We start from the raw sequence: 25298 nt of genomic DNA, 5'->3' as shown, positions 1-25298 counted from the left end.
GACATAAGATGAATCTTCCATCTGAGAAGCGGCTCCCTTTGCGTGAGTCGGTCCGTGTATTTTTTGCGACGAGCAGTCGTGTCCTCTGGGTCCTTCTGGCTGCCATCACTCTTTTTTTTACCCTCATTATTTATCCCAACCTTTCCGTGACCAAGTTCTCCTACAATGTGGGGGATATTGCTGAAAAGAACATCAAGGCACCCCGGGATTTTTTTATTCAGGACGATGCCGCCACCGAGTCGAGCCGTAAGCTGGCCATTCGTTCGGTACTGCCCGTGTATGACCACAACACAGAGATGGTGGTTCGGCAGGTCGCCCATGTCCGAAGCGCCTTCTCTACCTTTCGGACTGTGTTGACCCAGCCCCCGGTGCCTCCCCCTCCCCAGCCCGCTTTGGATCGGGGCCTTGAGTCTAGCCTGGCCGCCACCCCCCTGGATGAGGTGTGGCTGAGAAAGCAGGAGTTCGAGGATAAAATGGGCATTGAGGTCAGCCGGGGCGCGTTTCAGGTCCTGGAGACCCATCTTTTCTCCAAGACGATTGAGAATCTGATCTGCCGGATCTACGCCGAGATCGTGACCAACGGCGTGGTGGCCAACAAGGCCCTGCTGCTCCGTCAGGGCGATCGGGGCATCACGCTCCGGACTCTGGATGGGAAAGAGGAGTCCATCGCCAAGAACCTGAAGGCTTATTATGGCCTGGAGCAGGCGCAGACCATGGTGCGTATTGTGGCGGACCCTCTCTTTAAACAAGAGGCCGTGGATGTCGATTATACCGCCTTGAATCTGATTGTGGATTTTGCCCAGCGCATGCTGCGGCCCAATATCACCGTAAACGGCAGCGAAACTGAAATTCGGGCCCGGCGATTTGCTGAAGAGGTGAAGCCGGTTCTTTTCAAGGTCAAAGTTGGGGAGATGATCCTGCGTGAAGGCGAGCGGGTAACGGAACTGCAGCTGGTGAAACTCCGGGAGCTGCAAATCCAGACCCAGAATCGCCATATTTTTTCTCGCAGCATCGGCGCGGCCATGATCACGGCCTTTTTTATTCTGATTGCCTTTTTGGTCCACTTTCATCCCAGGAACGAAGGGATTGAGGACCGAAACAAGAACATGTTTTTTCTCGCCACGGTGCTGATCACTTTTCTTCTGGTCGCCAAGGTCTCCCTGTCGGTCCCGGGAGTCATCGGAGCCACAGTGGAGTTCGATATTCAAGAGACCTCGGTTTACTTCGGGATGCCCGTGGCGGCCGGTGCCATGACGGTCTGTCTCTTCATGGGTCTGGACGCGGCGCTCTTCTTCTCCATCGTCTTTGCGGCCCTGGTCACCCTGGTTTTTTCCAACCAGTTTACCCTGTTTATCTATATCTTTTTAAGCTCTTCCATGGCGGCCTTCTGGTTGAAAAATTGCCGGGAACGCAAAGTGTTTATCAAGGCCGGAGCCAAGCTGGGGTTGTTTAATGTGGCCCTGGCCGCCGGGGTCATGGCCTATGCCAACGATGTGTCTGTGGAGATCTGTCTCTGGAGTGCATTTTTTGCCTTTACCGGGGGACTCGCCTCGGGCATTGTCACCGCTGGCATCGCGCCCCTCCTGGAGATGCTTTTCGACTACACCACGGACATCAAGCTGCTGGAGCTGGCCAACCTGGATCAACCCATTTTGCGGCGCCTGATGATCGAGGCACCCGGCACGTACAATCACAGCGTGATTGTGGGGACCCTGGCCGATGCGGTTGCCTCGGAGATCGGGGCCAATCCGCTCCTGGCAAGGGTCTGCGGCTACTATCATGATATCGGGAAGATTGAAAAGGCCCAGTACTTCATTGAAAACCAGACGGATGGGAAAAACCGTCACGACAAACTGGCCCCTTCCATGAGCGCCCTGATTCTGACCGGGCACGTCAAATCAGGCATCGAGATCGCCCGGCAATACCGACTGGGCCAGACCATCATGGATACCATTCAGCAGCACCACGGGACCAGCCTCATCGAGTTTTTTTATGAGAAGGCCAAGGCCCAGAAAGAGGACAGCGAAGAGACGGTGAACGCTGATAATTTCCGGTACCCCGGGCCCAAGCCCCAGACCGTGGAGGCCGCCATCGTGATGATATCCGATGTGCTGGAGGCCGCCACTAGGGCCCTGGACAACCCCACCCCAGCGCGTATTCAGGGGTTGGTTCAGAATCTGATCAATAAGATTTTCGTTTCAGGCCAGCTGGATTACAGTGAGATCACCCTGAAAGATCTTCACAACATGGCCAAGCGATTTAATGTGGTTCTCAGCGGCATCAACCACCACCGCATCAAATACCCTGAAAAATCGGGGAACGGACAGAGGGCAAAAAATGGAGATTCAAATCGACAATCGTCAGGAGAGGCATACGGTTCCTCAGGACGAGATACAGGCGAGAGGGACAGTCATCTTAAACGCCTTGGCATTACATGAGAGGGAACTCTCCCTCTCCTTTGTGGATGACGCCGAGATGTTCGAGATCAATCATCAGTACCGGGGAAAGGAAGCCACCACCAACGTGCTCTCCTTTGCCATGGATGATGGCGACTCGTCGTTTGTCTCGCCCCTTCTGGGGGATGTGATTATCTCCTGCGACACCGCAGCCCGAGAGGCCGAAGAGCGGGGCGTGACTCTTTTACAGCGCTACAGCCAGCTTCTGGTTCACGGCATTTTGCATCTGGCCGGTTACGACCATGAACTCGGGGAGGACGCGGAGGCGGTCATGGCTGAAAAAAGTCGGGAACTCCTTCGGCTCATTGAGCCCGATGCCGCTCTGGATTATTTCTAAGTGGCATAACATACAGATGAACAGCTCCTTGGCGAATTGCCGAGGCAGGGCTCCCCTTCGGAGCCCTTTTTTGTTTGTGCTTCGAGAGATGATCAACAGGGCTTGATCCGGGATAAACCCGGTGTTAGACTTCGGAAAAATACCCTCGCAGACCGGCCCCTCCGGTTGCGTTGCCGTGCCCGTTGATTCAATGCTCCGCCTTCCGTTCGGTCTGTCCGCGGAGTCGTCATACTAACCTATCGATCTATTTGGAGTGACCTATCCATGGCAGGACTTGCAGTCAATATCGATCACATCGCCACCCTTCGTCAGGCCCGCAGGGCCACCTACCCCGATCCCATCGCCGCCGCTTTACGCGCTGAAATGGCCGGTGCCGATGGCATTGTCGCCCACTTGCGTGAAGACCGCCGCCACGTGCAGGACCGGGACATTCGCCTGCTTCGTCAGGTCATTCAGACCCGTTTTATCCTTGAGATGGCCGCCACCGAAGAGATGCTGGCCATTGCCCTGGACATCAAGCCCGAGCTGGTGACCCTCGTTCCAGAGAGCCGGGAAGAGGTGACCACCGAAGGGGGACTGGACCTGCTTACCCACAAGGCCCATATCACTGAGGCCATCAAAGAACTTCAGGAGGGCGAGATCCCTGTGAGTATCTTTATCGACCCGGATCTTGATCAGATCCGTACCGCCAAAGAGGTGGGGGCTGATTTTATCGAGATCCACACCGGGGCCTATTGCGATGCCATCACCGACGCGGAAAAACGCGAAGAGATGGACCGCATCAAAGCCGCCGCCAAACTCGGCCACGAGCTGGCTCTGGGCGTCAACGCCGGCCACGGCATCAACTACGATACGGTGAAAGCCTTCAAAGAGGTTCCCGAGATCGACGAGTACAGCATCGGCCACAGCATCATCGCCAGAGCCTCCATGATCGGTCTGGACCAGGCCGTCCGCGACATGGCCCAGCTGGTGAAAGAGCTGCACAGCTAAGAGCAAAAAAATGCCTCCGGCGGCAAGGTGAGCCACCTTGAAAGCGGGTTGCCGCTGCGCTTTGCCCCTCGTTCCTCGGGTCAAATCGCAACGGCGTATTTCGAGAAACAGTGCGGTTATTTATACCTTTTTCATGTTGTGCAACGTATAAAACACCTTGAAAGCAGGTTGCAGATGCGCTTTGCCCCATGTCACGGCGTAGCTGCAGGCGAAGACGGATCCCTCACGCTAAATCATCTCCGCCTTTAAAACAAAATTCATTCAAGACGAATGTTTAAGACCTGTTTGTTAAACTTTTTAAAAGTTTAGCCCCCGGCAGGGCCGCCGGAGGCTGCTTTTATAGGGAGACTTTCACCATGCAGTTGACCACAGCAAAACAGATGCAGGAGATCGATCACCGAACCATACAGGAGATCGGTATTCCCGGGCGGGTACTCATGGAGAGCGCGGGGCGCGGGTGCGTGTCGGCCCTTGACCGGCTGATGGCTGGCAAGCCTTTGACCCAGGGGGTTGTGGTGGCGGGTCGCGGGAACAACGGGGGGGACGGCTTTGTCGTTGCCCGGTATCTCGCGGAGCGCGGGATGGAGGTCCCTGTGTTTGTGGTGGGGGGCGTGGACGGGATCCAAGGGGAGGCCCTGGAAAACCTGGAACTTCTGGAGCCGTTGAATGTGGCGGTGATGGCGGTGGCTGAGGCCGGCGATCTGACGGCTTTGCATCGCGCCCTGTCCCACAGCTCTCTGGTGGTGGACGCGCTTTTTGGCACAGGACTTCAGCGGGAGGTCACGGGGCTTTACGCGGAGGTGATTCAGGCCGTTAATGCCTCCGGCCGACCGGTTGTTTCCGTGGATATCCCTTCCGGGGTGTGTGCGGACACCGGCAGGGTCTTGGGGTGTGCGGTTAAGGCCGCCGCCACCGCCACCTTTTGTCGGCCCAAGCCGGGTCATTTTCTCTCCCCCGGCAGGGAGTACGCGGGTGAGCTCTCCATCGTGGACATTGGGATCCCAGAGCGGGCCGTGGACCAGGCGAACGTGGAGACCCGGTTGATCTCCAGTGAGTCGGTCTCCCAGCGTGTCGTCCCTTTGAGTCCCCATGCCCATAAAGGCACCCGGGGGCATCTTGCGCTGGTGGCGGGCTCCCTGGGAAAAAGCGGGGCGGCTGTCCTGGCGTCTGCGGCAGCCGTTGCCGGGGGGGCAGGGCTGGTCACCACGGCTTTGCCGTCATGCATCAACGCGGTCTTTGAAACCCGGTGTCTGGAGGCCATGAGCCTGCCTTTGCCCCATGATTCGGACGGCAGTTTTCATCCCGGTTGCGGCCAGGCCATTGCCGATTTTTTGGATGGCCGGGACGCGGTGGCCATCGGGCCGGGGCTGACGACCTCCCCAGGCGCCCTGGCGGCCCTCACCGCGGCCATTGATTTTTGTCTGGTTCCCATGGTTCTGGACGCCGACGCGCTCAACCTTCTGGCCAAAAAACCGGAGCTGATTCGTGAGATCAAAGCCGATGCGGTGATTACCCCGCATCCCAAAGAGCTGGCCAGGTTGATGGGACTTTCTGTCCCTGAGATTCAGGCGGACCGGATCCATGCTGCCCGATCCTTTGCGACCCAGACCGGCCTTCATGTGGTCCTCAAGGGGGCCGGCACCGTGGTGGCCCACCCGGACGGCCGCTGTGCCGTCAACCCGACCGGCAATGCGCTTTTGGCCACCGGCGGTACCGGAGATGTGCTCACCGGGTTTATCGGCGCCCTCCTCGCCCAGGGGATCCCCTGCAAAGAGGCTTCTGAGATCGCGGTTTACCTCCACGGTGAAGCCGCCAACCGTCTGATGGACCAGGGCCTTGAAACCGGCATGGCCGCCTCCCGGCTCATTGATCTTTTGCCGGGTGTCCTCTCCGATGCGGCCCGCAGTACTCTGGGGCCCCGAGCGGCAGAGGCCTGGGTGCTCTGAAATGTGTCTGCTGCAGATTTTTCGTGACCATCAATCAATATATAAAATAACGGCTTTTTAGAAGCCGAAGTGTGGCATATCTATGAACATCAAACCATCGTATATCGGCGAACTGCTTGCCGCGGGTCGTCTTGTCCTCACCACGGATTCCACCGAGGAGACCGAAGAGGTGGGGCGGCTGATGGGCCGTGCGATCAACGGCCCGATTGTGATGACCCTTGCCGGAGACCTGGGCAGTGGGAAGACCTGTTTTGCCCGCGGTCTCGCCCGGGGGTTGGGGGTAGACGAGAGGTATCCTGTCACCAGCCCCACCTACACCATCGTCAATGAGTATCCGGGGCGGTTGCCTCTCTTCCACCTCGATCTCTACCGTTTGGGGGGAGGCGAGGAGCTTGAAGAGATCGGGTATCGCGATATGCAGCAGCAGGAGGGAGTGATCGTGGTGGAATGGCCCGAACGGTCCGATGATGATGAGCTTGGCACGGATCTGGCCATTGTTCTGGGCGAAGAGGGACCGGACGAGCGCGTGATTACGATGCGCTGTTTGCATCCGAATGTGGACTTGAGAGAACAAGTCTGATACAAGAGCCTGAAACGTATGGGGCTTTTACACCTTTGTGACAATATCCCGGGACAAGTGATTTCGAATTTGTTCGTTATGGAGAGACAATGGCATTGATCGTACAAAAATATGGTGGCACATCCGTCGGGGACCTGGAGCGCATACACAACGTGGCCACGCGCGTTGCCAAGGCCTATGACGAAGGGAACGACGTGGTGGTGGTGCTTTCTGCCATGAGCGGCGTGACCGATAAATTGACTGAGATGGCCTATCAGGCCTCAGAAAAGCCCAGCAAACGCGAGATGGATGTCCTGCTCTCCACGGGTGAGCAGACCACGGTCTCCCTGATGGCGATCACCCTGCAGCAGATGGGCTATCGTGCCGAGTCTCTTTTAGGGTTCCAGGCCGAGATCCAGACGGACAACGGCGCCGGTAAAGCTCGGATTATGAAGATCGGCGCCAATCGCATCAAAAGTCTGCTGGCGGAAAAGAAGATCGTTGTGGTAGCCGGGTTTCAGGGGATGGATTCCGATGGCAACATCACCACCCTGGGTCGCGGGGGCTCCGATACCTCTGCTGTGGCCATCGCCGCGTCTATCAAGGCGGATGCCTGTGAAATTTATACCGACGTGGACGGGATCTACACCACCGACCCCAGGATCTGTGACAAAGCGAGAAAGCTGGAGAGGATCTCCTACGATGAGATGCTTGAGATGGCCAGTCTGGGGGCCAAGGTCCTTCAGATTCGTTCTGTGGGTTTTGCAAAAAAATACAACGTGCCGATTCACGTTAGATCATCTTTCAATGAGGAGATAGGGACCATGGTTGTTAATGAAGAGTCCGGAATGGAGCAGCTTGTTGTCTCCGGCGTGACCCTGGATAAGAACGAAGCGCGTATTACCGTCAAGAAAGTCCCTGACCAGCCTGGCGTCTCCGCCAAAATCTTTTCTCCCCTGGCCGCTTCCGGTATTCAAGTGGACATGATCATCCAGAACACTCGGTCCGGCGGGGAAACCGACCTCACCTTTACCGTGACCAAGACCGATTACCAGGAAGCCATCGAGATTACCCGACGGGTGGCTGAGGAGCTTGGGGGCAAAGAGGTGCTGGTGGCCGATGATATCGCCAAGGTCTCCGTGATCGGCGTGGGCATGAAGAATCACTCCGGGGTGGCTTCCCGTATGTTCCAGGCCCTGGCGGACGAGAACATCAACATTCGCCTGATCACCACCAGCGAGATCCGGATCTCCTGCGTGATCGATGAGCGTTATGCCGAGCTGGCGGTACGTATTCTGCACGACGCCTTTTCTCTGGATACCATGTAGAGAAACGGAAGGTTTTCGAGGCTTGCCCCGCATGACAGGGGATAAAAAAAGGCCCGCCATATTGTGGCGGGCCTTTTTGTTTTTCTGTAAGGCTCAGGCGGTGCTTATTTTCCCCGCTTGAACAGACCGGGGCCTTCGGGCTCTGAGGGAGAGGAGGCCAGTCGGGAGAGGTTCCCGTCAATGGTGCGGTCAAAAGAGACGGCAAACCCGTTTCCTTCTCCCCGGACCACCGTCCCGGATACGCGGATGTGTTCGCCATCGGGTAATTCAAAGGAGAGGATGATTTTTTCACCGGCATCTGCCATGTCCGGGGTTTCAATATACACCCCTTCGGAGCTGATGTTTTTGATAAACCCTGTGTACGCTCTTCCTTTCACCACGTAGACGGCTTCTCCGTAGTAGTCGAAACGGGGTGATTTTCTTTTCTTCTCGAAGTTTTTTTTCTCAACAAGCTCGAGAAGTTCCATGATCTCACCCTGACCCATTTTGAGGATATGGGAAATCAGTCGTGAGGTTGCTTCAGACAGGGACATCTCTCTTTTTTGTTTGGATCGTTTTAGCATAGGTCCTGAGTTGTGTGTAACTATCTGTGGATGAGAAGAAATAATTCATTGCCCGTTAAAGTATATCTAAATGAGTTGCCCTCTGTTTGTCAATCGGTTATCGCCATAACGGCCGGAGATCCCACAAGGATAGTGAAGGCCAACGCAGGATAGAGAGCCTTTGCTGGCCGTGTTTTCACTCCCTCCTGAAGCAAATCTTAGTCCGAGTCCGTATTACTTTCAATCTCGTAATCTTCAGGCCAATCCAGGGAGATACGTCCAAGATCTCCGGCTTTGATCTCCCGGCAGACAATTTCGGCCGCTTTATGGAGGTCGACAATGCCCCCTTTCCTCAAGCAGCCTCGTTTTTTTCCAATTTCAGCCAGAATATCCATCCCTTCTTCGGATTCTCCTTTGAGCTTGTAACGCTCGACGACCAGGTCCCGATAATGGGTCAGAAGGTCCACAGCGGCCTGGGGGGCCACTTCGAGATAGTCCAGGGCCGTGTCCCGCACCGCGCCGGTTGCGCCCAGGCGGATGCCCCCTTTTCTGTCTGCCAGGTTGGGCCAGAGAACGCCCGGGGTGTCGGAGATATCAAATCCTTTTCGACCGCCCTCGATGCGGACATGCTGCTGCTGTTTGGTCACCGCGGGCTCATCCCCTGTCTTGGCGACCTTGCGCCCGGCCAGGGTGTTGATGAAGGTGGATTTTCCCACGTTGGGGATGCCCACGACCAGGGCGCGGACGCCGCGTTTCAGCTCGTCCGGAGCCAGGGAGATGGCGATACTTTTGACCTTGTCCACCTCTTTTTTCTTCAAGGCCTCAATGGCAACGGCCCGGACATTCACCTCTTTTTCCATGGCCAGGATCCAGCGCGCGGTCACCTCAGGGTCGGCCAGGTCTTTTTTATTGAGAACCCGTACACAGGGCTTGGATCCCTTTAACTCTTTGAGCATGGGATTGGAACTGGATATGGGGATGCGGGCATCGATGATTTCGATGACCACATCCACTCTTTTTAAGGCTTCGCGAATTTCGTCGCTCGCTTTTTTCATATGTCCGGGATACCACTGGACCGCCATATTGCCTCCTCGAAGGGTGCGATATTATAAACATGGATACTCGCGTCAGGGTGCCGACAGAGTGTCACATGGCAATGGGTGTATTGGGATGAAGGGGGGAACCTGTTTTAAGCTGGGGTCCCTGGGTTATAAAAAAGTTTGTTTTCTTCATAGCATGGGGAGGGTGGTCAATGAAACGAGATTCCGTGAGGACATCTTGAAATTAAGATCACTTTGTGCCACAAATAGAACGACGGTTTCATAAAATAGACATTGATGAAAAGGGACCGAATTCTCATGCTGAATCGATTGATTTCCAAGTTGTTTCTGGCCTACATTGCGCTGACCAGTCTTGTTTTTTATGTGATAGCCGTGTTGATCTGGGTGGTTACTCGACCCTTTGATAAGCGACTTGTCATTTTACATCTTTACTCCTGCTTCTGGGCCTCTGTGTATATCTGGACCATGCCCGCCTGGCGGATCGTCACCCGGGGCCGAAAGAAAGTGGACTGGAAGAAGACCTATATGGTGGTCTCCAACCATCAGTCTCAGCTGGATATTCTGGCGGCGTTTACCCTCTTTTTTCCCTTTAAATGGGTCTCCAAAGCCGAGGTGTTCAAGCTTCCCCTTATTGGGTGGAACATGGTGATGAACCGGTACATTCGATTGAAGCGTGGGGACAAAGAGAGCATCGCCGAGATGATGGCTGCCTGTGAAAAGACCTTGAAAGAGGGCGCCTCCGTCTATTTTTTTCCCGAAGGGACGCGCTCCTTTGACGGGCACTTGAGGGTCTTCAAACCCGGGGCCTTCATTCTGGCCCATCAGATGAAGCTCCCCATCCTGCCCATTGCCATCAACGGGACACGAAAAGCCCTGCCCAAGTACAGCATGAATTTTACCGGGAAGCAGTACCTGAGCATTGATATTCTCGATGAAATTCCCTATGAGGCGTATGCTCACCTCTCCGTGGAAGAGACGGCCGAGATGGTTCGTCAACTCATCGGCTCCCATGTGGAAGAGCATGTGCACGCAACCGAAACCACCCTTTCTAAAGGGCGTGGAAGGCAAGCCGGGGGACGGGGTGTTGCGGTCTAAGCGTCTGACGCCCAGACCATTCTTTATTTATCTCTGTTCGGATGATAGAAGGGGCCATGAAGAATCATCAGGTGCATTCCATCCGTCACATGACCTCGGGAGAGGCCCGGGAGTCCACCCAGGCCCTCCTCGCGGAAGAGCCTCTTTCCATCCGTGTTCAGGGCAAGCCCTACACCGTGGTGATGCGGACCCCCGGAGATGAAATCGCCCATGTGGCCGGTTTTTGCCTTGGCGAGGGCATTGTGGATGCCGTCGAGGACTTCGGGACCCTTGCTTTTTGTGAGGCCGACGTCAACGTGGTCACCGTGACCCTGACCCCCGAACGGAGCGAAAAAGTGCCTGAGATCCTCGATCGCAGGGGGTTTATCAGCCAGACCAGCTGCGGCATCTGTGGCAAAGAGCTGATCGACGATCTGCGTCAGGCCACCTGCACCGTGGATGCTTCCCCCGTGGCTTTTGCCACCGTGGCCCAGGCCCTGGATGCACTCAGCGCCCACCAGCCCTTACGAAAAATCACCCGTGCCTCCCACGCCGCCGCCCTCGTTGGCGAACAGGGGCATTTTCTCGCCGTGGCCGAAGACGCCGGCCGCCACAACGCCCTCGATAAAGCCGTGGGCCTGCTCTTCCTCGAAAAAAATCTCGACCAGGCTCGCTTTCTCGTTCTCTCCTCGCGCATCAGCTACGAGATGGTTCAGAAAGCCGCCCGCGCCGGCGTCGCCATCATCGCCGCCGTCTCCCGCCCCACCGCCCTGGCCGTCGAACTCGCCCAGGGCCTCAACATCACCCTCTGCTCCCTCGCCCGGGGCGAAGGTCTCTTCGTGTATACCCATCCTGATCGTATCCAGAGATAAAACCAAAAGCTGCCGGAGACGTTTTTGATTTTTCTTTTGTAACTATTCAGCGTGTGCCTCCGGCGGCCCTGCCGGGGGCTACACTTTTGAAAAGTTTAACAAACAGGTCTTAAGTACATATTTCAGATTTACGTCGACCTAAATGCGGATGTGATTTGACCCGAGGAACGAGGGGCAAAGCGCATCCGCAACCTGCTTTCAAGGTGGCACACCTTGCCGCCGGAGGCTTTTTGGGGCGCTGAATCGTTACTTTCTTTTTAGCCTTTTTCAGAACGTACAGAAAATCCCGGCGTTGAAGGTCCAGCCTCCGAGGTCTATTTCGTTTTCTCCGAAGCGATCGATGACGGAGTAGACGGTCTCGATGATCACTCCGGCTCTGTGGTGAAACATGGGGTCCCGGGTGAGCAGTTTGAGGCCGGCGCGTCCGTGGTACCCGCCTACCCCGTAATCGTTCTCTTCTTTTGCGTCCACCTCATGGGTGTCGCTGGTCTCTTTATAGTACCAGTAGTCCAGCCCGCCACCGGCAAAGAGGATGATCTCCGGGGTGAGGGGGATGTCGCAGAGGAGGCTGGCCGAGAGGGGGGCGAGGATCAGCTCCGTGGCCACCTCGGTTGGCAGGCCGGAGGTGGTGCGTTTGTTTCCATCACGTTTCAGGTAGCCCGCTTCGAGGGCCGCGGAGAAGGGACCCATGAGTTTTCTCTGGTAGAAGAGGGTGAAGGAGGCGGCGTCCGAGTCGTAGATGTCTTTATGAGATGAATCTGAGAGGATGTGGGCCCCCGCCTTGATGCCGAGGGTGTTGGCCTCCTCTGCGACTCCGGGGGTGGGAAGACAAAGGCTCAGGCTGGCGAGGAGTGTTGCTGTGAGCACTTTTTTGCGGGGGACAAAGACGAGAACGAGGGGACAAAGGAGAAGGGCGATTCCCATGAAAAGGGAGGGGACGGCCCTGCTCTGGGGGGTGGTGATGAAGCATCCCCCCTCGAAGGCGTCCGGATCGTCCAGGAGGCCACGCACCTCTTCGACGAGGATGGAGACACTTTCCTCGGACTGGGGACTTTCGTTGTCGCTGGTGTCGAAGGCCGAGAGGCGGAAGGTGTAGAGGACCTCTTTCTCCAGGTCGGTGATGCGGACATCGGCATCGGGGGTGAAATCCTTCTGTTGATCCAGGGCTCCGGCGTTGGTGCCGTAAAAGACTCGGTAGCCAGCCAGGTCGGCCATGCCGCTGTTGTTTCCGTCAAACCGAAGGCGCACGCTCTGGTCTTCCTGGAGCTCAGGCGGGTGGGCGGAGGGGGAGAGGATGGGGGTGTTGGGGGCCAGGGTGTCCCGTAATTCTCCAGCGGCAAAGGTATCCACCACCAGCCAGGCCGAGGGGGTCGAATCGCCTTCGGCGTTGGTGGCTTTGACGCGGAATCGGTAACGGGTGTCTGATTCAAGACCGGAGAAGTTGGCAGAAGGGGTTTCGAGATTTGCGGGCGCATCGGGCGTGAGAGAGGCAGGGGCAAAGAGTCCGCCCGTGCGTTTTTCCACGGAGTCCTTGTAGGCTGTGACGCTGGCCCCCGTGACTGTGTCCCAGGCAAAGGTGACCCTCTCTTCTGTTCTCGCTTGAAGGGAGAGGTTCTGGGGGCTGGGGGGCACTTGGAGGGCGGCCTGGGTGGTGACGTCAGCGATGTCTGAAAGCGTGCTGTCACGGAATTCGTCGTAAGACGAGAGGGCAACATAGTAGCGGGTCTCCGGTTCCAGGGTGACGCCGGAGGAGGCACCGAGGGTGAAGGTCACCTTATCCCCTTCGGATACGGGTTCGGGGAGCCCGAGCTCGCTGTTGGTGCGCTTGAGAGGGTGGGTTTTATCCGTGATTTCGCTCTCCGTTTCGCCCCAGTAAATAGTGTAGCCCTCGGCATCGGTCACGGCCTCCCAGGAGACGGTGAGGGTGTTGTGGGTGGCGGTCAGGGTTGGGTCGTTCGGTCTCTCCGGAGCGGCCCACGCGGAAAACGGGAGGAGCAGGAGGGTAACGAGAAGAACAGGGCAGATGATACGGCGCGGTTTCATAACGGACTCCAGGGCGGTTGCAAAAACGTGGTTGCGGTCAATGGGATGGCTTTCTCCTTCGATCGAAGGTGTGATTTTACTGGGTTTCCGGGGAGGTGTCCATACTTTCTCAAGAATAATGGGGGGATAGGTCGCGTGGATTATGGGCAGCGGTATCCATCTGGACGGGCAACAGGGAGACACGGACCGGCAGAGACAAAAATCCAGGTGCGCCGCCGGAGGCAGCTAAGTTATAGATGCCTCCGGCGGCCCTGCCGGGCGCCAAACGGGTGATACGTTTGACAAACAGATTTTTACTTGATCATTGAGGCCATGGCCCCCTTGGCCATTGGCTACGCCATCAGCGAATGTGAACACCCTGAGAAACGAAGGGAGGCAGCATTCGCAACCCGCTTTCGAGGTGGCACACCTCGTCGCCGGAGGCCGTTTTTCTTTTTTACCCCGCCTTCCGCGTCAGGTAGAACATATGCGGGTCGATCATGCGGTTGGGTTTGTTGGTGCCGTCGTAGAAAAGATCGATGACGGGCACGCCGAACCGCTCCTGTATCTTGCGGAAGATGGAGGCGCTGATGACTCCGGGGCAACAGAAGACCGGGTTGACGTGGATGACGGCGGAGACGAGGTTGTGCTTGATGTAGTAGAGCATGCGGCCCAAAGAAACAGCGGTTTCCCCGGCGATGAAGCTGGTGAGGCCGAACTCTTCCATGAGCGCCTGGCATTCGTCCAGAGGCGGTTCGGTGACGCCTTCGAGGAGATCGGCAAAGATCGCCTCAAATTTTTCCTCGTAGCCGGTCATGGTGGCGAGGAGTTTCTCTCCGGTGGCGTTTTGGCGGGTGTCCGCATAGATGGAGTGGACCACCAGCTCGTTGTAGGAGGGAAGAATCACTTCGCCCCCCAAGGCTTCGGCATGGTCACAGATCGACTCGTTTAAGACCTCGTTGTACTTGGCGTACATGTCCCCGAGGATGCCGATGCGGGGTTTTCGTGTTTTCGGCAGGGGCAGCCCGTCGAAGAGATCCCTCACCTTTTCCGCGGCGGTCATCAGGGATTTGCGGTGGGCAATGTGCCAGGCGATGAGGGCTTCTGCCTCGGCCATGATGCGTTGGGTGGCACCCGTCTCGGCCTCATACGGGAGGAAACGAAACCGCAGCTTGGAGAGGATGGAGCTTAAGATGGTCACCGAGAGGAGCAGGGCGTTCTGGCGGGCGGAGATGCCCGGAACCGCTGCCTGTCCGTTGGTGTTCATCACCTTGATGCCGGAAAACCCGGACTTGGCCCCGGCCGCTTTCACCAGGTTGGCGTACTGGTTGAAGTTGCAGGAGAGGCAGATGTTCGGCAGGTAGACGATGGCTTTGGAGGCCTCAAGATCCCCTTTGGAGAGCCTGGAGATCACCGATCCCACGATGGCGACGTTGGGCAGACATTCCCCGCCGCTGGCAAAGCGGTAGCCGAGGTTTAAGGTCTCGTTGTCCATGGGGAGGACCTCCGCCTTGTACCCCGCCGTCTTAAAGACTTCGGCCTGGAGGCGGTTGATGCGGGCATCCACCATGGGGATCAGGACGGTGTCGCCCTCTTCGGGGGTGTCCGGGGTGAAGGCGGTCCGGGGGATGACGATCTCATCCGTGTGCGTTTTGCGTCGGTCGTAGTCAGCCACGAAGGTGTCGATGGCCGCTTCGATGCGTGTCAGATAGCCCACGTCGCTGCTGTGTTCGTCGAGCTGGAGGATCAGGAACGGTTTGCCCATCTTCTCCATGGCGTCCTTGATGTGGTTCATCAGGTAGGCGTCAGGGCTGCATCGGAAGCAGGTAAGAAAGACGGGGTAGAGATCAGGGTGTTTGCGGACGGCGTCTAAGGCAAGCAGGATCTGCTGGCCGAAGTACCAGTGCATGTTGGGCAGGTGATCGGGCATGTCCTTGGGATTGGCCGTGAGGTCCATCATGGACTGGGAGACGATATCAAACCCCATGGACTCGATGCGTGCGGGGATGCCCAGGTTGACCCGCTTGTCGAAGAGGGCGTAGGGACGCCCCAAAAGCAGAACCTTTGGCTTCTTGCCCTGGGTGGCGAGCTGTTTTGTGCCTTCGGCCACCCACGCATTTTTCATCTTCATAAAGGCCTGTCTGGCGTCGATGAAGGCATGGACCACGGCCTCTTCGGGTCGGTCCAGGGCCTGTGCCAGGTCAGCAGCCAGCCGTTCACCGATGATCTCGTCGGCCACGTTGTTCATGCGCATGGTGGGGTGGAGGAGGCGTCCGCCGAAATTCATGCCGGGCAGGTTGTTGATGATGGTGGCGGCGTAGGAGGAGTAATAGCAGAAGTAGCTGTCCGTGGCTTTGGTGCCGAAGGCCTCTTCCATGGGCAGCGTCTCAAGGAGGTTCTGCTCGCTGATGAGGGTAGGCAGGAAGATAAAATCCACCCCGCGCTGATCCAGGGCGGCGACCATGCCGTGGGTGAGGGCCATGGGGGTGCAGAAATCGGCGTTGATGAGTTTCATGCCGTGGGCCAGTTTGCCGGCCGTGCTTTTTTCCACCACCACGTTAAATCCCAGGCGCTGGAAGATGTCCTTGAAGAGGGGGGTGTACTCCACCATGAAGAGGGTCTCGGGAATGCCGATGGTTTTTTGCCCTGTGGCGGCCACATCCTCCGTTTTGAAAATGGATTTAAACCGTTTTTCGAGGGAGGAGACGGTCTCTTTGCCCCCCACTTTTTTTTCCGCATAGTCCCGTCCGCATTTCAGGCCCCAGGCGTTTTTCTTATTCCCCACGGTGTAGACGCGCAGCTCGCAGCGGTTGGCGCAGAGCTCGCAGGTTTCGGTCTCTACGGTGCAGGAGAAGTCGATGCCCGTGAAGGTGGAGGCGGGGAATTGCGCCTCTTTCAAAGCCACGGCGCAGCCCAGGGCGCCGGTGAGATGGCAGAACTTGGAGACCTGCACTTTTTGGCCCAGCTCCCGCTCAAAACAGGCCACCAGGGCTTTGTTGCGTGCCGTGGCTCCCTGGAAGTAGACCCGGTGGCCTGGGGTGCTCTTGCCCACCACCTTGGAGAGGTAGTTGTCCCGGACGCTGTGGAGCACAGCCGACATGATTTCTGCCTTTTTCCACCCTTCCGAGAGAAAGATGTTGAGATCCCGCTCCATGTACACGGTGCAGCGGTCGGAGGTGAAGGGGGCTTTGGCGCCTTCCACGATGTCGGAGATCTCGGGCAGGGTCATGTGAAGGCGTTTGGCCTGCTCTTCGATAAAGGAGCCGGTACCGGCCGCACAGACGTAGTTCATGACGGCATGCGTCACCACCCCATCCTTCAGGCGGGTGAACTTGGAGTCCTGGCCGCCGATCTCGATGATGGTGTCGACCTCCGGGTCCAGGAAGGTGGCGCCTTTGGCGTGGGCGGTAATTTCGTTGATGGCGAGGTCTGCCCCGATGACCTCTTTAATCAGCTCCCGGCCCGAGCCGGTGGTGGCCACGCCACAGATGGTGAGGTCCACGTCGTTGAAGAGATGTTTTACCTGCACAAAGAGGCGGGTGACGGCGTCCACCGGGTCGCCCTGGGTGCGGCCGTAGAGGCCGGCCAGGATGGCCCCCTCTTTGTCAGTGAGGACCGCTTTGGTGCTGGTGGAGCCCACGTCGATGCCCATGTAGGCTTCGCAGATTGGGGCGGGTTTCTGGTAGAGGGTGATCTCGATCCCATCGATTTCTTCGAAGGTGAGACCTTCAAATGCCGGGTAGTGAGGCATGTCCGTGTCCAGGGCGGGGCGCACCGTTCTGACCCGGCCCATGCGGGCGATGAGGTTCTTGCTCAAATCCCAGGGTTGATCGGCCAGGGAGGCCGCTCCGATGGCGTTGATACTTTGAGCCTGTTCAGGCACCGAGACGGAGAGGTCCAAGGCGGTTTCAATTTCCCGAACCATTTTTGTGTTGGCGGCCATCCCGCCGATAAAGAGGAGGTCGCCTTTGAGCTCGCGGCCCCGGACCGTGTTGGCCAGGACGCTGCGCGCAACGCCTTCACAGAGCCCCGTGGCGATGGCCTCTTTGGCATACCCCTGGGCCTGGGCGTGGATGATGTCGCTTTTGGCAAAGACTGCGCATCGGGTGGCGATGGAGGGCGCTTTGCCCGTAAAGGCGGCTGCCTTCTCCGCCAGGGCCTCTGTGGAGAACCCGAGGCGCTCTGCCTGCTGATCGATAAAGGAGCCGGTGCCGGAGGCGCAGTCGGAGTTCACCACATGTTCCATGTAGTGTCCCTCCTCATCCAGTCGGATGAGGTAAAAGCTTTCGCAGCCGATGGAGAGGATGTTCCGGCAGGGGGTGTGGAGGAAAGCGGCGGCCTCCACCGAGGCGATGACTGGGTCAAAGACCCGGACCTCTGAGAGGGTGATGTTGCCGGTGACCCCAAAGTGAGTGATGGGGGCAGGCGCCTGGATTTCCATGGCCTGTCGGGCCTGGTCGAGGGCGTCTTCAAGGTTGCCGTTGTGGAGAATGCTGCCGCGCGTCACAATACGCTCGGCGTTCACCACGGCGTAGTGGATATACTTGGATCCGAAGTCAAGTCCTGCTTTCATGGGTGGGCACCTCTGTCCTTCTCTATGGTCGGGCCTCCCCGGAGATGGGGGATGAGATGGGACGTGGGAATCGTTCCGGGGGAGGGCGCTTGAGTCTAGAATATGTGTTCTATGTTAACGTATGAGCTTTTTAAACATTTTCTTATGGGTGAGTCAAGATCAAAGCGTTAAACAAAAAGGTTGGCTCGGATCGAGGCAATGCTGAAGAATCTTTGTTTTGAATTTGGGGTGAGCGAGGACACTGGCCTATGCTCACAGAGACGGCCATCGGGGTTCATGGCGTTTTCATCGCGGGGGGTGTTTCCTTCCTGTCCGTCTTCTCTCCACCCACAGCCCCAAAAGCAAAAACCCGCCCCCCTGTTTCCAGGAGGGCGGGTTTTAAACAATCCAGTTGGCGTTCCGGATTCGTACAACCTATAAAAAAGCGTTGCTTACGCGTTGACCTCTTCTTTGATCTGTGTGGCGATCTTGTAAAGGATCGTCACGACGAGCAGGCCTGTGGCGTAGACACCCACGGTGATGAGAATCTCCAGGGGGGTCGGTGTGTACTCGTGGTAGGTGTGCATGGCGTTGGGGACGAAGCCACCGGCGATCATGCCCATGCCTTTGTCGATCCAGGTTCCGACGAACACCATGATGCAGATGAAGGGCATGTACTTCTCGTTGTTTCTGATTTTGGGAATCACGAGAAGGACGATGGCCGAAAGCATCAGGAACATGGAGGTCCACATCCAGGGTACCAGAGCCACCTTGTCACCGTGTCCGAAGAAGAGATACTTCAGGTGGTCCATGTGCTCGGGGATCTGGCTGTAAAAAACGGTGAAGATTTCACAGAGGAGGAAAAACACGTTCGCAATCAGGGCGTAGGTGATGATCTTCATGAGGGTCTGCATCGCTTTTGTGCCGGGATCGAATTTGGTCACTTTGCGAACGATGAAGCAAAGGAGGATCAAAAACGAGGGACCGGCGGCAAAGGCCGAGGCCAGGAACCTGGGGGCAAGGATCGCCGTGAGCCAGTAACCACGACCGGGAAGGCCACAGTAAAGGAAGGCGGTCACGGTGTGGATGCCGAAGGCCCAGGGGATGGAAAGATAGATGAGATACTTGATCCATTTGGGAGCAGGGACCGCATTTCTCTCCGCTTCAAGGAGCTTCCACCCGATGACGATGTTCAGCAGGAGATAGCCGTTGAGAACCAGGGCATCCCAGAAGAGCATCGAGTAGGGTGTGGCGTTGAAGATCACGTTCATGGCGCGCTTGGGCTGGCCAAGGTCGGCCAGGATGAAGAGCAGGCACATGACGACCGCCGCCACCGCCAGGAATTCCCCCAGGATGGTGATGCGGCCGAAGGCCTTGTAGTCGTGCAAGTAGTAGGGCAGCACCAGCATCACACCCCCGGCGGCGACGCCGACGAGGAAGGTGAACTGGGCAATGTAAAAGCCCCAGGAGACGTCACGGCTCATGCCGGTGACGCCGAGACCGAACTCCCATTGCTGCAGGTATCCCATAAAGGCCACCGCAATGACGGCCATCAGACCGGCAATCCACAGCCAGTAATTTCTGCTTCCGCTTAATGCTTTTTCAAGCATGATGACCTCCCGTTAAACGATGTAAAAGACCGAAGGCCCGGTACCAAGACTGGCCTTTCGCCGAATGGTGTAGTTCTCTTTCAGGACTTTCCGAATTTCTGAATTTTCATCGGAGAGGTCACCGAAGACGAGGGCGCCCTCAGAGGCCTCTACGCAGTAGGGATCCTTGCCAACGGCCAGTCTTTCCGCGCAGAAGTTACACTTCTCCACGACACCCTTGGTGCGGGTGGGGAACTCGGGGTTGGTGGGTTTTCCATCCTCCATTGCATCCCGGGGATCCCTGAAGTTAAAGCTTCGGGAACCATAGGGGCAGGCAGCCATGCAGAAGCGGCAGCCGATGCAGCGGTGGAAGTCCATGAGAACGATACCGTCTTCCCGCTGGAAGGTCGCCTTGGTGGGGCAGGCCTGGACGCAGGGAGGGTTGTCGCAGTGGTTACACAGAGTCAGGATGGGGGCGTGGGCTGTCTCCTCCGCCTGGAACTCATTCGGCTGCTGTGTAAAGGCGTGCTCGTAGTGCTCTTCCCAGATCCACTTGATCTCGTGGTTTTTGTTCTCAAGGGTGGGCACGTTGTGGTTCAGGTGGCATGACTTGGCGATTTTCTCGTTCAGCTCATGGGTGAGCTTACGGGTATCGATGACCATGCCCCATCGGTCTGCCGTGCTGACTTTCTGGTCTTTAATGGCTTGCTCTGAAGGGATGAAGTATTCGCCAATGGCGTGGGCGTTGGACGCTGCTGTCACGCCCAGTGCGGATACTCCAGCGATCTTCAGGAAGCTTCTTCTGCTTTCTTTCATCACTACTTCTCCTTCGGATTCACGTGGCAATCCCAGCAGTAGGGGTTAACAGCGGCGTAATCATGGCACTTGTCGCAGAAATCCGCCTTGTTGGTGTGACACTCCAGGCAGGTGTTGGACAGGCTCATGTCGTACTTTTTGCCGTCTTCCGCCACATAGACGCGCTGGCCTTCACGAACCACCGAGTTTCTCCAGCCGTCGAGGAGCTGCATGTGCTCCTTGGCCATCTGGTCTTTGGGGAGGATACATGTCACAGCCGCTTTGGCTTCCGGCGCGAGGATCAGCTCCGGTGCAGGTTTGGCCGTTCCCGTGTTGTACCAGAACGGGAAGGAAACCAGGGCGGCGAAGATGGCCACCCCGGCTATTATTTTGCCTTTATCTTTCATCAGAATCACCCTCCGCTCCAGGTAAATCCTCTAACCTCAGGTTTAAGGTTCGTTCTTTCTCACCATCCATGACCAGGGCGTTGCCCACCAGCTCGTGGAGACCCGTGACATCGACACCAGGTACCCAGTAATCCATCAGGGGGGGCAGGGCCGCCCGGTCGATGGCGCACATACAGGCCAGGGAGTTGACGCCGTACTTCTCGTGGACGTACTTGACCGCGTTGGCACGGGGCAGGCCGCCACGAAGGCGCTGTTCCATGATCTCTTCGGTATTGAGGCCTGCACCGGAGCCGCAGCAGAAGGTCTGCTCACGGATGGTGTTGACCGGCATTTCATGAAAGTTGTTGCAGACGCTTTTCAGCACATAACGGGGCTCGTCCAGGATCCCCATGGCTCGGGCCGGGTTACAGGAGTCGTGCCAGGTCACGTTGAGGTGATCGTTACGGCTCGGGTCGAGCTTGAGCTTGTTGTGCTTGATGAGGTCGGCGGTGAACTCAGCGATGTGAACCATCTTCGTGGACGCGGAGTTTTCAAATACCGTGCCGGTGATGGGGTTCTTGGGAACCTCCAGGAAGTTCGCCGGTCCGTTCATCGTCCCCATGTACTGGTTGACGACGCGCCACATGTGACCGCACTCGCCGCCGAGGATGTACTTAACGCCCAGGCGTTCGGCTTCGTGGTACATCTTGGCGTTGAGCTTCTTCATTTGGTCCGAGGAGGTGAAGAGACCGAAGTTGCCGCCCTCGGAGGCATAGGTGGAAAGGGTGTAGTCCAGGCCGATGTGCTCGAAGAGCATCAGGTACCCCATAAAGGTGTAGGTACCGGGATCGGCAAAGGCATCCCCTGAAGGCGTGACAAAGAGAATCTCTGCGCCTTTTCGGTTGAAGCTGGGGTTGATCTTGATGCCGGAGATCTCTTCAATGTCTTCGCAGAAGAACTCGACGATCTCTTTGAAGTTCTGGGGTTGGATGCCCAGGTGGTTCCCGGTTTTGGAACAGTTGGCCACGGGATCCGAGATCCAGTTGATGTTGATGCCGAGGAGGCTGAGAAGCTCGCGGCCCATCATGGTGACCTCTGCGGTGTCGATGCCATAGGGGCAGAAGACGGAACACCTGCGGCATTCGGTGCACTGGTAGAAATAGGAGAACCACTCCTTGATGACCGTGGGGGTGATTTTGCGGGCACCGCCGATTTTACCGAGGAGCTTGCCCAGGGCGGTGAAGTCGTTTCGGTAGATGCTTCGGAGCAGCTCGGCCCGAAGGAACGGCATGTTCTTGGGGTCGCCCGAGCCGATGAAAAAGTGACATTTATCGGCGCAGGCGCCGCAGCGGACACAAATATCCATGAACACTTTCAGGGAACGGTATTTGTCGAGGCGATCCTTGAAACCTTCATGAATGATCTGCTGCCAGTTTTCAGGAAGCTTCCAGTCTTCGTCGGCAGGAGACCAGTCTCGTGCGTTGGGAATCCCCAAGTATTCCATAGTCTTCGCCTTGGCGGGATAGCAGAACTTGCCTTCGGACAAATCCGGTGGCGTATCCATCCACGACTTCTTCGGGATCGGGTTGTGTATCTTGATCATCTCTTCTGGTTTGATGTCCACGATTTATGACTCCTTTTCCACTGGGATACCCGCTTCGATCATTTTTTCTCTGAAGGCATTTTCATATTTTTCATAGGTCACGAAGGGTAGATCGGGGTTCCAGGGGTTGATGTGTCTCTTGATTCGGCTGTTGTTGGCCATGTTCCGGGTGGGAGAAAAGAAAATACCACCGGCATGCATCAGCTTGCTGAAGGGGAAGTATACGAACAGAACGCATACGAGAAACAGATGCACGAAAAGGAAGGGGTCAATGTTGGCCGGAATGGAAGGATGCAGAGTCGCCAGGCCCATGGTAAGCTCTTTGACGGCCACAACGTCCACCCTCAGGAAGTACCGCATATACATGCCGGTGCCTGCGATCGTCATAATCAGGAAGAGGGGGAAGTAATCGGCGGCAAGGGAGGCGTACCGAAGGGTGGGCGTTGCAATCCTTCGTAAGAAAAGAAAAGCCACCGCGGCAAAGAGGAGTACGCCGGACATCAGCACGATGGGAAGCCCGATCTGGAAAAAACCGTCGACCGCTTCCAGGAATGTGATGCAGACAGGCACAGGCTCTAAAAAGAAGCGCATGTGACGGACCAGCACGGCCAGAAAGCTGTAATGAAAGACCAGGGCAAAAAGCCAGAGCCAGAGTTCTAATTCATAAGAGATCCTGTCCCCTATAATTTTGGCTTTGGTGTTCCGGAACAGAGATCTGAAAGTTAGGATCTCCAAGGCCATTCGGATCACGACACCGATTCCAGTGGTCGGGTTTTCAATCTTGTCATGCTTGATCCATGACAATGATTTCTGCTGACCGCAGGTGGTCGGAATACGAAAGGGCACCGGTGACTTGGCCCATTTCATGATACGCCAGATAAAACCGCCCAGGAACATGACGAAGGCGATGTAGGGTATCAGGATCCCAAACACCCCCTGTAGCGCAGGCGCACTGCCGCCCAGAAAGGCGAGTGCACCCAGCACAACGACCGCTACCAGGGACAACACAATATTAACGTTCATACCTTTTCCTCACCCTTTGGTGCTTGATTAAACGAATGCACCCGAATTGAAAGTTTGTAAAAGACGGACACAGCATCGGGTGAGCCGGCAACTCTCCCTATGGCTGTCATGCGACCGTCCTACAGCCCTCGATCCGGATCTTCATCCGATTTTTCAAAGCCCCCGTTTTTATAAACATCATGTGGTAAAATTTCGGTCCCGACTTCGGGAACCTCACACAATATACCCTTGTTTTTCAACACATTGAGGGTTCTGGTGCGCACGTCGCTTGCGCGCAGCCGATAGATCTGCTCACGGCAGGCCATGTAAACATCGAAGGCCCACAGGCTGAGCTGGTCCACCCGGTTGTAAAATGCGTCGAGATCTTTTTGGGACACCATGCCCTCTTTGACCTCTTTTTTCAGTGCGTCTCGGACCACGTCTTTCAGTGGGAAAATAAAGGCAACGCCTTCACTGGGAATAAAGGTCTGGACGGCCCTCAGACGGATGATGGGATCGATTTTGGCGCGAAGCGCCTCGGGATCCGGTTCGCTTTTCTGGGACAGAATGGCGAAAACTTCAGTGAACGCTTTCTGGGCCATGGCGCCGATGGGATTGTTGAAGGGGTCTTTCTCCTTCATGATGAATCGGCCGCCTTCTGAGGGGTAGCTGCCCGCAAAACGGGCGTTCCATGCTTTGACAATCTCTTTGGCATGGCTGTCGAGGTGTTTATAAATACCCATGGTTCCTCGTTCCCACCTGATTGCGAGCGTGGGTTTTCCTTAGAATTTCATTGGTAACAGTCACTTAATACAAAACAAAAATTTTTAAGTTTAAACGATTGATATAGATCAATTTCCGTTTTAGTGTCAAGAACTACTTTCCCTGCAAACAGGGCTGAAGTATGCTTTGTTAAAGGATATTACGTTTATCTCTCATCGAAGTAACGAGGGGGGGCTTTTTTTGATACCCCTCCATGTTTCGATAGTATTTCCGTCTTCAGAATTCGTGGTTTGTTCTCCTCAGACCATGGGGTAACTCAGTCATATCAAAACCATTGTCGTGTCCCTCGGGGTTGTCTTGGCAGAAGATCGGGGTGGCGCAGGAGAAAGTCCAGAGCCGGTGGGAGGTCCTCCCGGGTGTGGGGCTCCAGGGTGATGATCAGGGAGCGGCGGCGGGTCAGGGAGCACAAGGGAGTAAAATCGATTTCTCCCTGGCCAGGGGGCAGGTGCTCATCCTCCGTTCCGTGGTTATCATGGAGATGTACCTCTTCGGTTAAAGGCCCGAGGGTCTGCACCCACCCTGCGAGGTCTCCATTGCCGTAGGCGTTCAGATGGCCCGTGTCGAGGCAGAGCCCCAGGTGCTCGATGTCGTGGGTCAGGCTCGCCATCTCGGCCGGAGAGCCTTCATGGACGTTTTCCAGGAGAAGGCGGGTGTCTAAGGCGGCGAAGGACGCCGCCAGCTCCGTCCAGGCCCTGCGGCTTCTTTCCAGCCAGCCGGAAAAATCCCCGTCCTGCTGGTTGGGTTGAAATCCGGTGTGACAGACCACGCTTGCCGGCCGTATGATGGCCACAGCGTCGGTGAGGCGTTGAAGGTGCCTTTCGCTGCTGCGTCGCAGAGTGGCATCCGCTGAACCCGGGTCCACGCCTTCAAAAGGGCCGTGGATCGTGAGACGTGCTCCGGCCCGGCGAAAGGTTTCCGCCGTTTTTTTAAAGTGGGCGAGATCGTAGGTGTCGAGGGTGGGGATGTCCATTCCCAGCTCGGGATTGAGGGTCAGAGAGAGGAAGAGATCGAAAAGTCCCTTCTCCTCTACGAGCATGCGGTAGGGCACATTGACGTGTACCTTTTGGGCCGCGGTTCGCATTGTTTCATCCATCAGCATGGTTGATTGTGCCTCGTCTCATCGATCTCCGACGGGTTTGCCAGGGCTCGGGCAAAGGCGTCAGAAAGCCTTAGGGTGCGATGATGTGTCATCCGACATCTATAGCAATGACGTGATAAGGCGCTTCAATAAGGATGCTCTGCCGTGGCGCCTTCACGATAAACCGCCGCACTATAGCAGAAGCGGGACGCCAAAGAAACGCCATCGAGAGGTGAAAAATTTTGATGGATCTACGCACTTTGTTTGATGCACTCGTCTGGCCCGATGTGAAAGGGTTGCGGGTTCCCTGTTCTTGCACGCTT

General features: G+C 56.6%; 19 protein-coding genes. 8 read left to right on the top strand and 11 right to left on the bottom strand.

Annotated elements, in window-relative coordinates:
• The first annotated feature begins 8 nt into the window (after positions 1-8).
• The 6 genes from Q1Q75_RS00820 to Q1Q75_RS00795 all read left to right on the top strand — a co-directional run bounded on the left by Q1Q75_RS00820 (position 9) and on the right by Q1Q75_RS00795 (position 7616).
• On the top strand, positions 9-2438 hold the full coding sequence (locus Q1Q75_RS00820; RefSeq protein WP_300667075.1) for an HDIG domain-containing metalloprotein: 2430 nt from the start codon (positions 9-11) through the stop codon (positions 2436-2438).
• The gene (ybeY, locus tag Q1Q75_RS00815; RefSeq protein WP_300667073.1) at positions 2425-2793 is read left to right on the top strand and encodes an rRNA maturation RNase YbeY; all 369 of its coding nucleotides are present in this window, start codon (positions 2425-2427) and stop codon (positions 2791-2793) included. The genes Q1Q75_RS00820 and ybeY overlap by 14 nt, the downstream gene beginning before the upstream one ends.
• A gap of 264 nt (positions 2794-3057) precedes the next feature.
• Positions 3058-3783, top strand: a complete 726-nt coding sequence (locus Q1Q75_RS00810; RefSeq protein ID WP_300667071.1) for a pyridoxine 5'-phosphate synthase — start codon at positions 3058-3060, stop codon at positions 3781-3783.
• A gap of 356 nt (positions 3784-4139) precedes the next feature.
• Positions 4140-5729 carry an NAD(P)H-hydrate dehydratase gene (locus tag Q1Q75_RS00805; RefSeq protein WP_300667069.1) on the top strand — a complete coding sequence of 530 codons (1590 nt, stop codon included), beginning with the start codon at positions 4140-4142 and terminating at the stop codon, positions 5727-5729.
• A gap of 82 nt (positions 5730-5811) precedes the next feature.
• A complete protein-coding gene (gene tsaE, locus Q1Q75_RS00800) occupies positions 5812-6309 on the top strand; it encodes a tRNA (adenosine(37)-N6)-threonylcarbamoyltransferase complex ATPase subunit type 1 TsaE (RefSeq protein ID WP_300667067.1) in 498 nt (165 codons plus the stop codon).
• Between the two features lie 89 nt (positions 6310-6398).
• A complete protein-coding gene (locus Q1Q75_RS00795; RefSeq protein ID WP_300667065.1) occupies positions 6399-7616 on the top strand; it encodes an aspartate kinase in 1218 nt (405 codons plus the stop codon).
• Positions 7617-7720: 104 nt separating this feature from the next.
• Here Q1Q75_RS00795 and Q1Q75_RS00790 read toward each other — a convergent pair whose 3' ends face one another.
• Together Q1Q75_RS00790 and ylqF are read right to left on the bottom strand one after the other, a co-directional pair.
• Positions 7721-8083, bottom strand: a complete 363-nt coding sequence (locus Q1Q75_RS00790) for a PilZ domain-containing protein (RefSeq protein ID WP_300667063.1) — start codon at positions 8081-8083, stop codon at positions 7721-7723.
• Positions 8084-8376: 293 nt separating this feature from the next.
• Positions 8377-9240, bottom strand: coding sequence for a ribosome biogenesis GTPase YlqF (ylqF, locus tag Q1Q75_RS00785; protein WP_300667061.1), 864 nt, complete (start codon positions 9238-9240; stop codon positions 8377-8379).
• A 276-nt stretch (positions 9241-9516) separates the two neighbouring features.
• Between ylqF and Q1Q75_RS00780 the strand changes: the two genes are divergently transcribed.
• Positions 9517-10314, top strand: coding sequence for a 1-acyl-sn-glycerol-3-phosphate acyltransferase (locus Q1Q75_RS00780; protein ID WP_300667059.1), 798 nt, complete (start codon positions 9517-9519; stop codon positions 10312-10314).
• Between the two features lie 56 nt (positions 10315-10370).
• A complete protein-coding gene (fdhD, locus tag Q1Q75_RS00775; RefSeq protein WP_300667057.1) occupies positions 10371-11165 on the top strand; it encodes a formate dehydrogenase accessory sulfurtransferase FdhD in 795 nt (264 codons plus the stop codon).
• Positions 11166-11432: 267 nt separating this feature from the next.
• On the opposite strand, the gene Q1Q75_RS00770 is transcribed toward fdhD, so the two are convergent.
• The 9 genes from Q1Q75_RS00770 to Q1Q75_RS00730 all read right to left on the bottom strand — a co-directional run bounded on the left by Q1Q75_RS00770 (position 11433) and on the right by Q1Q75_RS00730 (position 24996).
• On the bottom strand, positions 11433-13208 hold the full coding sequence (locus Q1Q75_RS00770) for a fibronectin type III domain-containing protein (protein ID WP_300667055.1): 1776 nt from the start codon (positions 13206-13208) through the stop codon (positions 11433-11435).
• Between the two features lie 436 nt (positions 13209-13644).
• The gene (locus Q1Q75_RS00765; RefSeq protein WP_300667053.1) at positions 13645-17760 is read right to left on the bottom strand and encodes an acyl-CoA dehydratase activase; all 4116 of its coding nucleotides are present in this window, start codon (positions 17758-17760) and stop codon (positions 13645-13647) included.
• Positions 17761-18191: 431 nt separating this feature from the next.
• Entirely contained in the window at positions 18192-19349 is a 1158-nt protein-coding gene (dsrP, locus tag Q1Q75_RS00760; protein WP_300667051.1) for a sulfate reduction electron transfer complex DsrMKJOP subunit DsrP, read from the bottom strand.
• A gap of 12 nt (positions 19350-19361) precedes the next feature.
• Positions 19362-20144: a sulfate reduction electron transfer complex DsrMKJOP subunit DsrO gene (gene dsrO / locus Q1Q75_RS00755; RefSeq protein ID WP_300667049.1), complete on the bottom strand. Its 783-nt coding sequence runs from the start codon at positions 20142-20144 to the stop codon at positions 19362-19364.
• A gap of 2 nt (positions 20145-20146) precedes the next feature.
• Complete coding sequence (gene dsrJ / locus Q1Q75_RS00750; protein ID WP_300667047.1) at positions 20147-20530, bottom strand: sulfate reduction electron transfer complex DsrMKJOP subunit DsrJ; 384 nt, start codon at positions 20528-20530, stop codon at positions 20147-20149.
• Positions 20520-22112, bottom strand: coding sequence for a sulfate reduction electron transfer complex DsrMKJOP subunit DsrK (gene dsrK / locus Q1Q75_RS00745; protein ID WP_300667161.1), 1593 nt, complete (start codon positions 22110-22112; stop codon positions 20520-20522). Before dsrK ends, dsrJ begins: the two co-directional genes overlap by 11 nt.
• Positions 22113-22136: 24 nt before the next feature.
• Positions 22137-23135 (bottom strand): sulfate reduction electron transfer complex DsrMKJOP subunit DsrM, encoded by a 999-nt coding sequence (dsrM, locus tag Q1Q75_RS00740; RefSeq protein ID WP_300667045.1) that lies wholly within the window; start codon positions 23133-23135, stop codon positions 22137-22139.
• 119 nt (positions 23136-23254) lie between these two features.
• Entirely contained in the window at positions 23255-23857 is a 603-nt protein-coding gene (locus Q1Q75_RS00735) for an RsbRD N-terminal domain-containing protein (protein WP_300667043.1), read from the bottom strand.
• 305 nt (positions 23858-24162) lie between these two features.
• Positions 24163-24996 (bottom strand): sugar phosphate isomerase/epimerase, encoded by an 834-nt coding sequence (locus Q1Q75_RS00730; protein ID WP_300667041.1) that lies wholly within the window; start codon positions 24994-24996, stop codon positions 24163-24165.
• Positions 24997-25298: the final 302 nt, after the last annotated feature.

Source organism: Desulfoluna sp. (assembly GCF_030145185.1).
Classification (GTDB): Bacteria; Desulfobacterota; Desulfobacteria; order Desulfobacterales; family Desulfolunaceae; genus Desulfoluna.
Note: the sequence above shows the minus strand (reverse complement) of the source record. Positions and strands in the feature narration are given on the sequence as shown.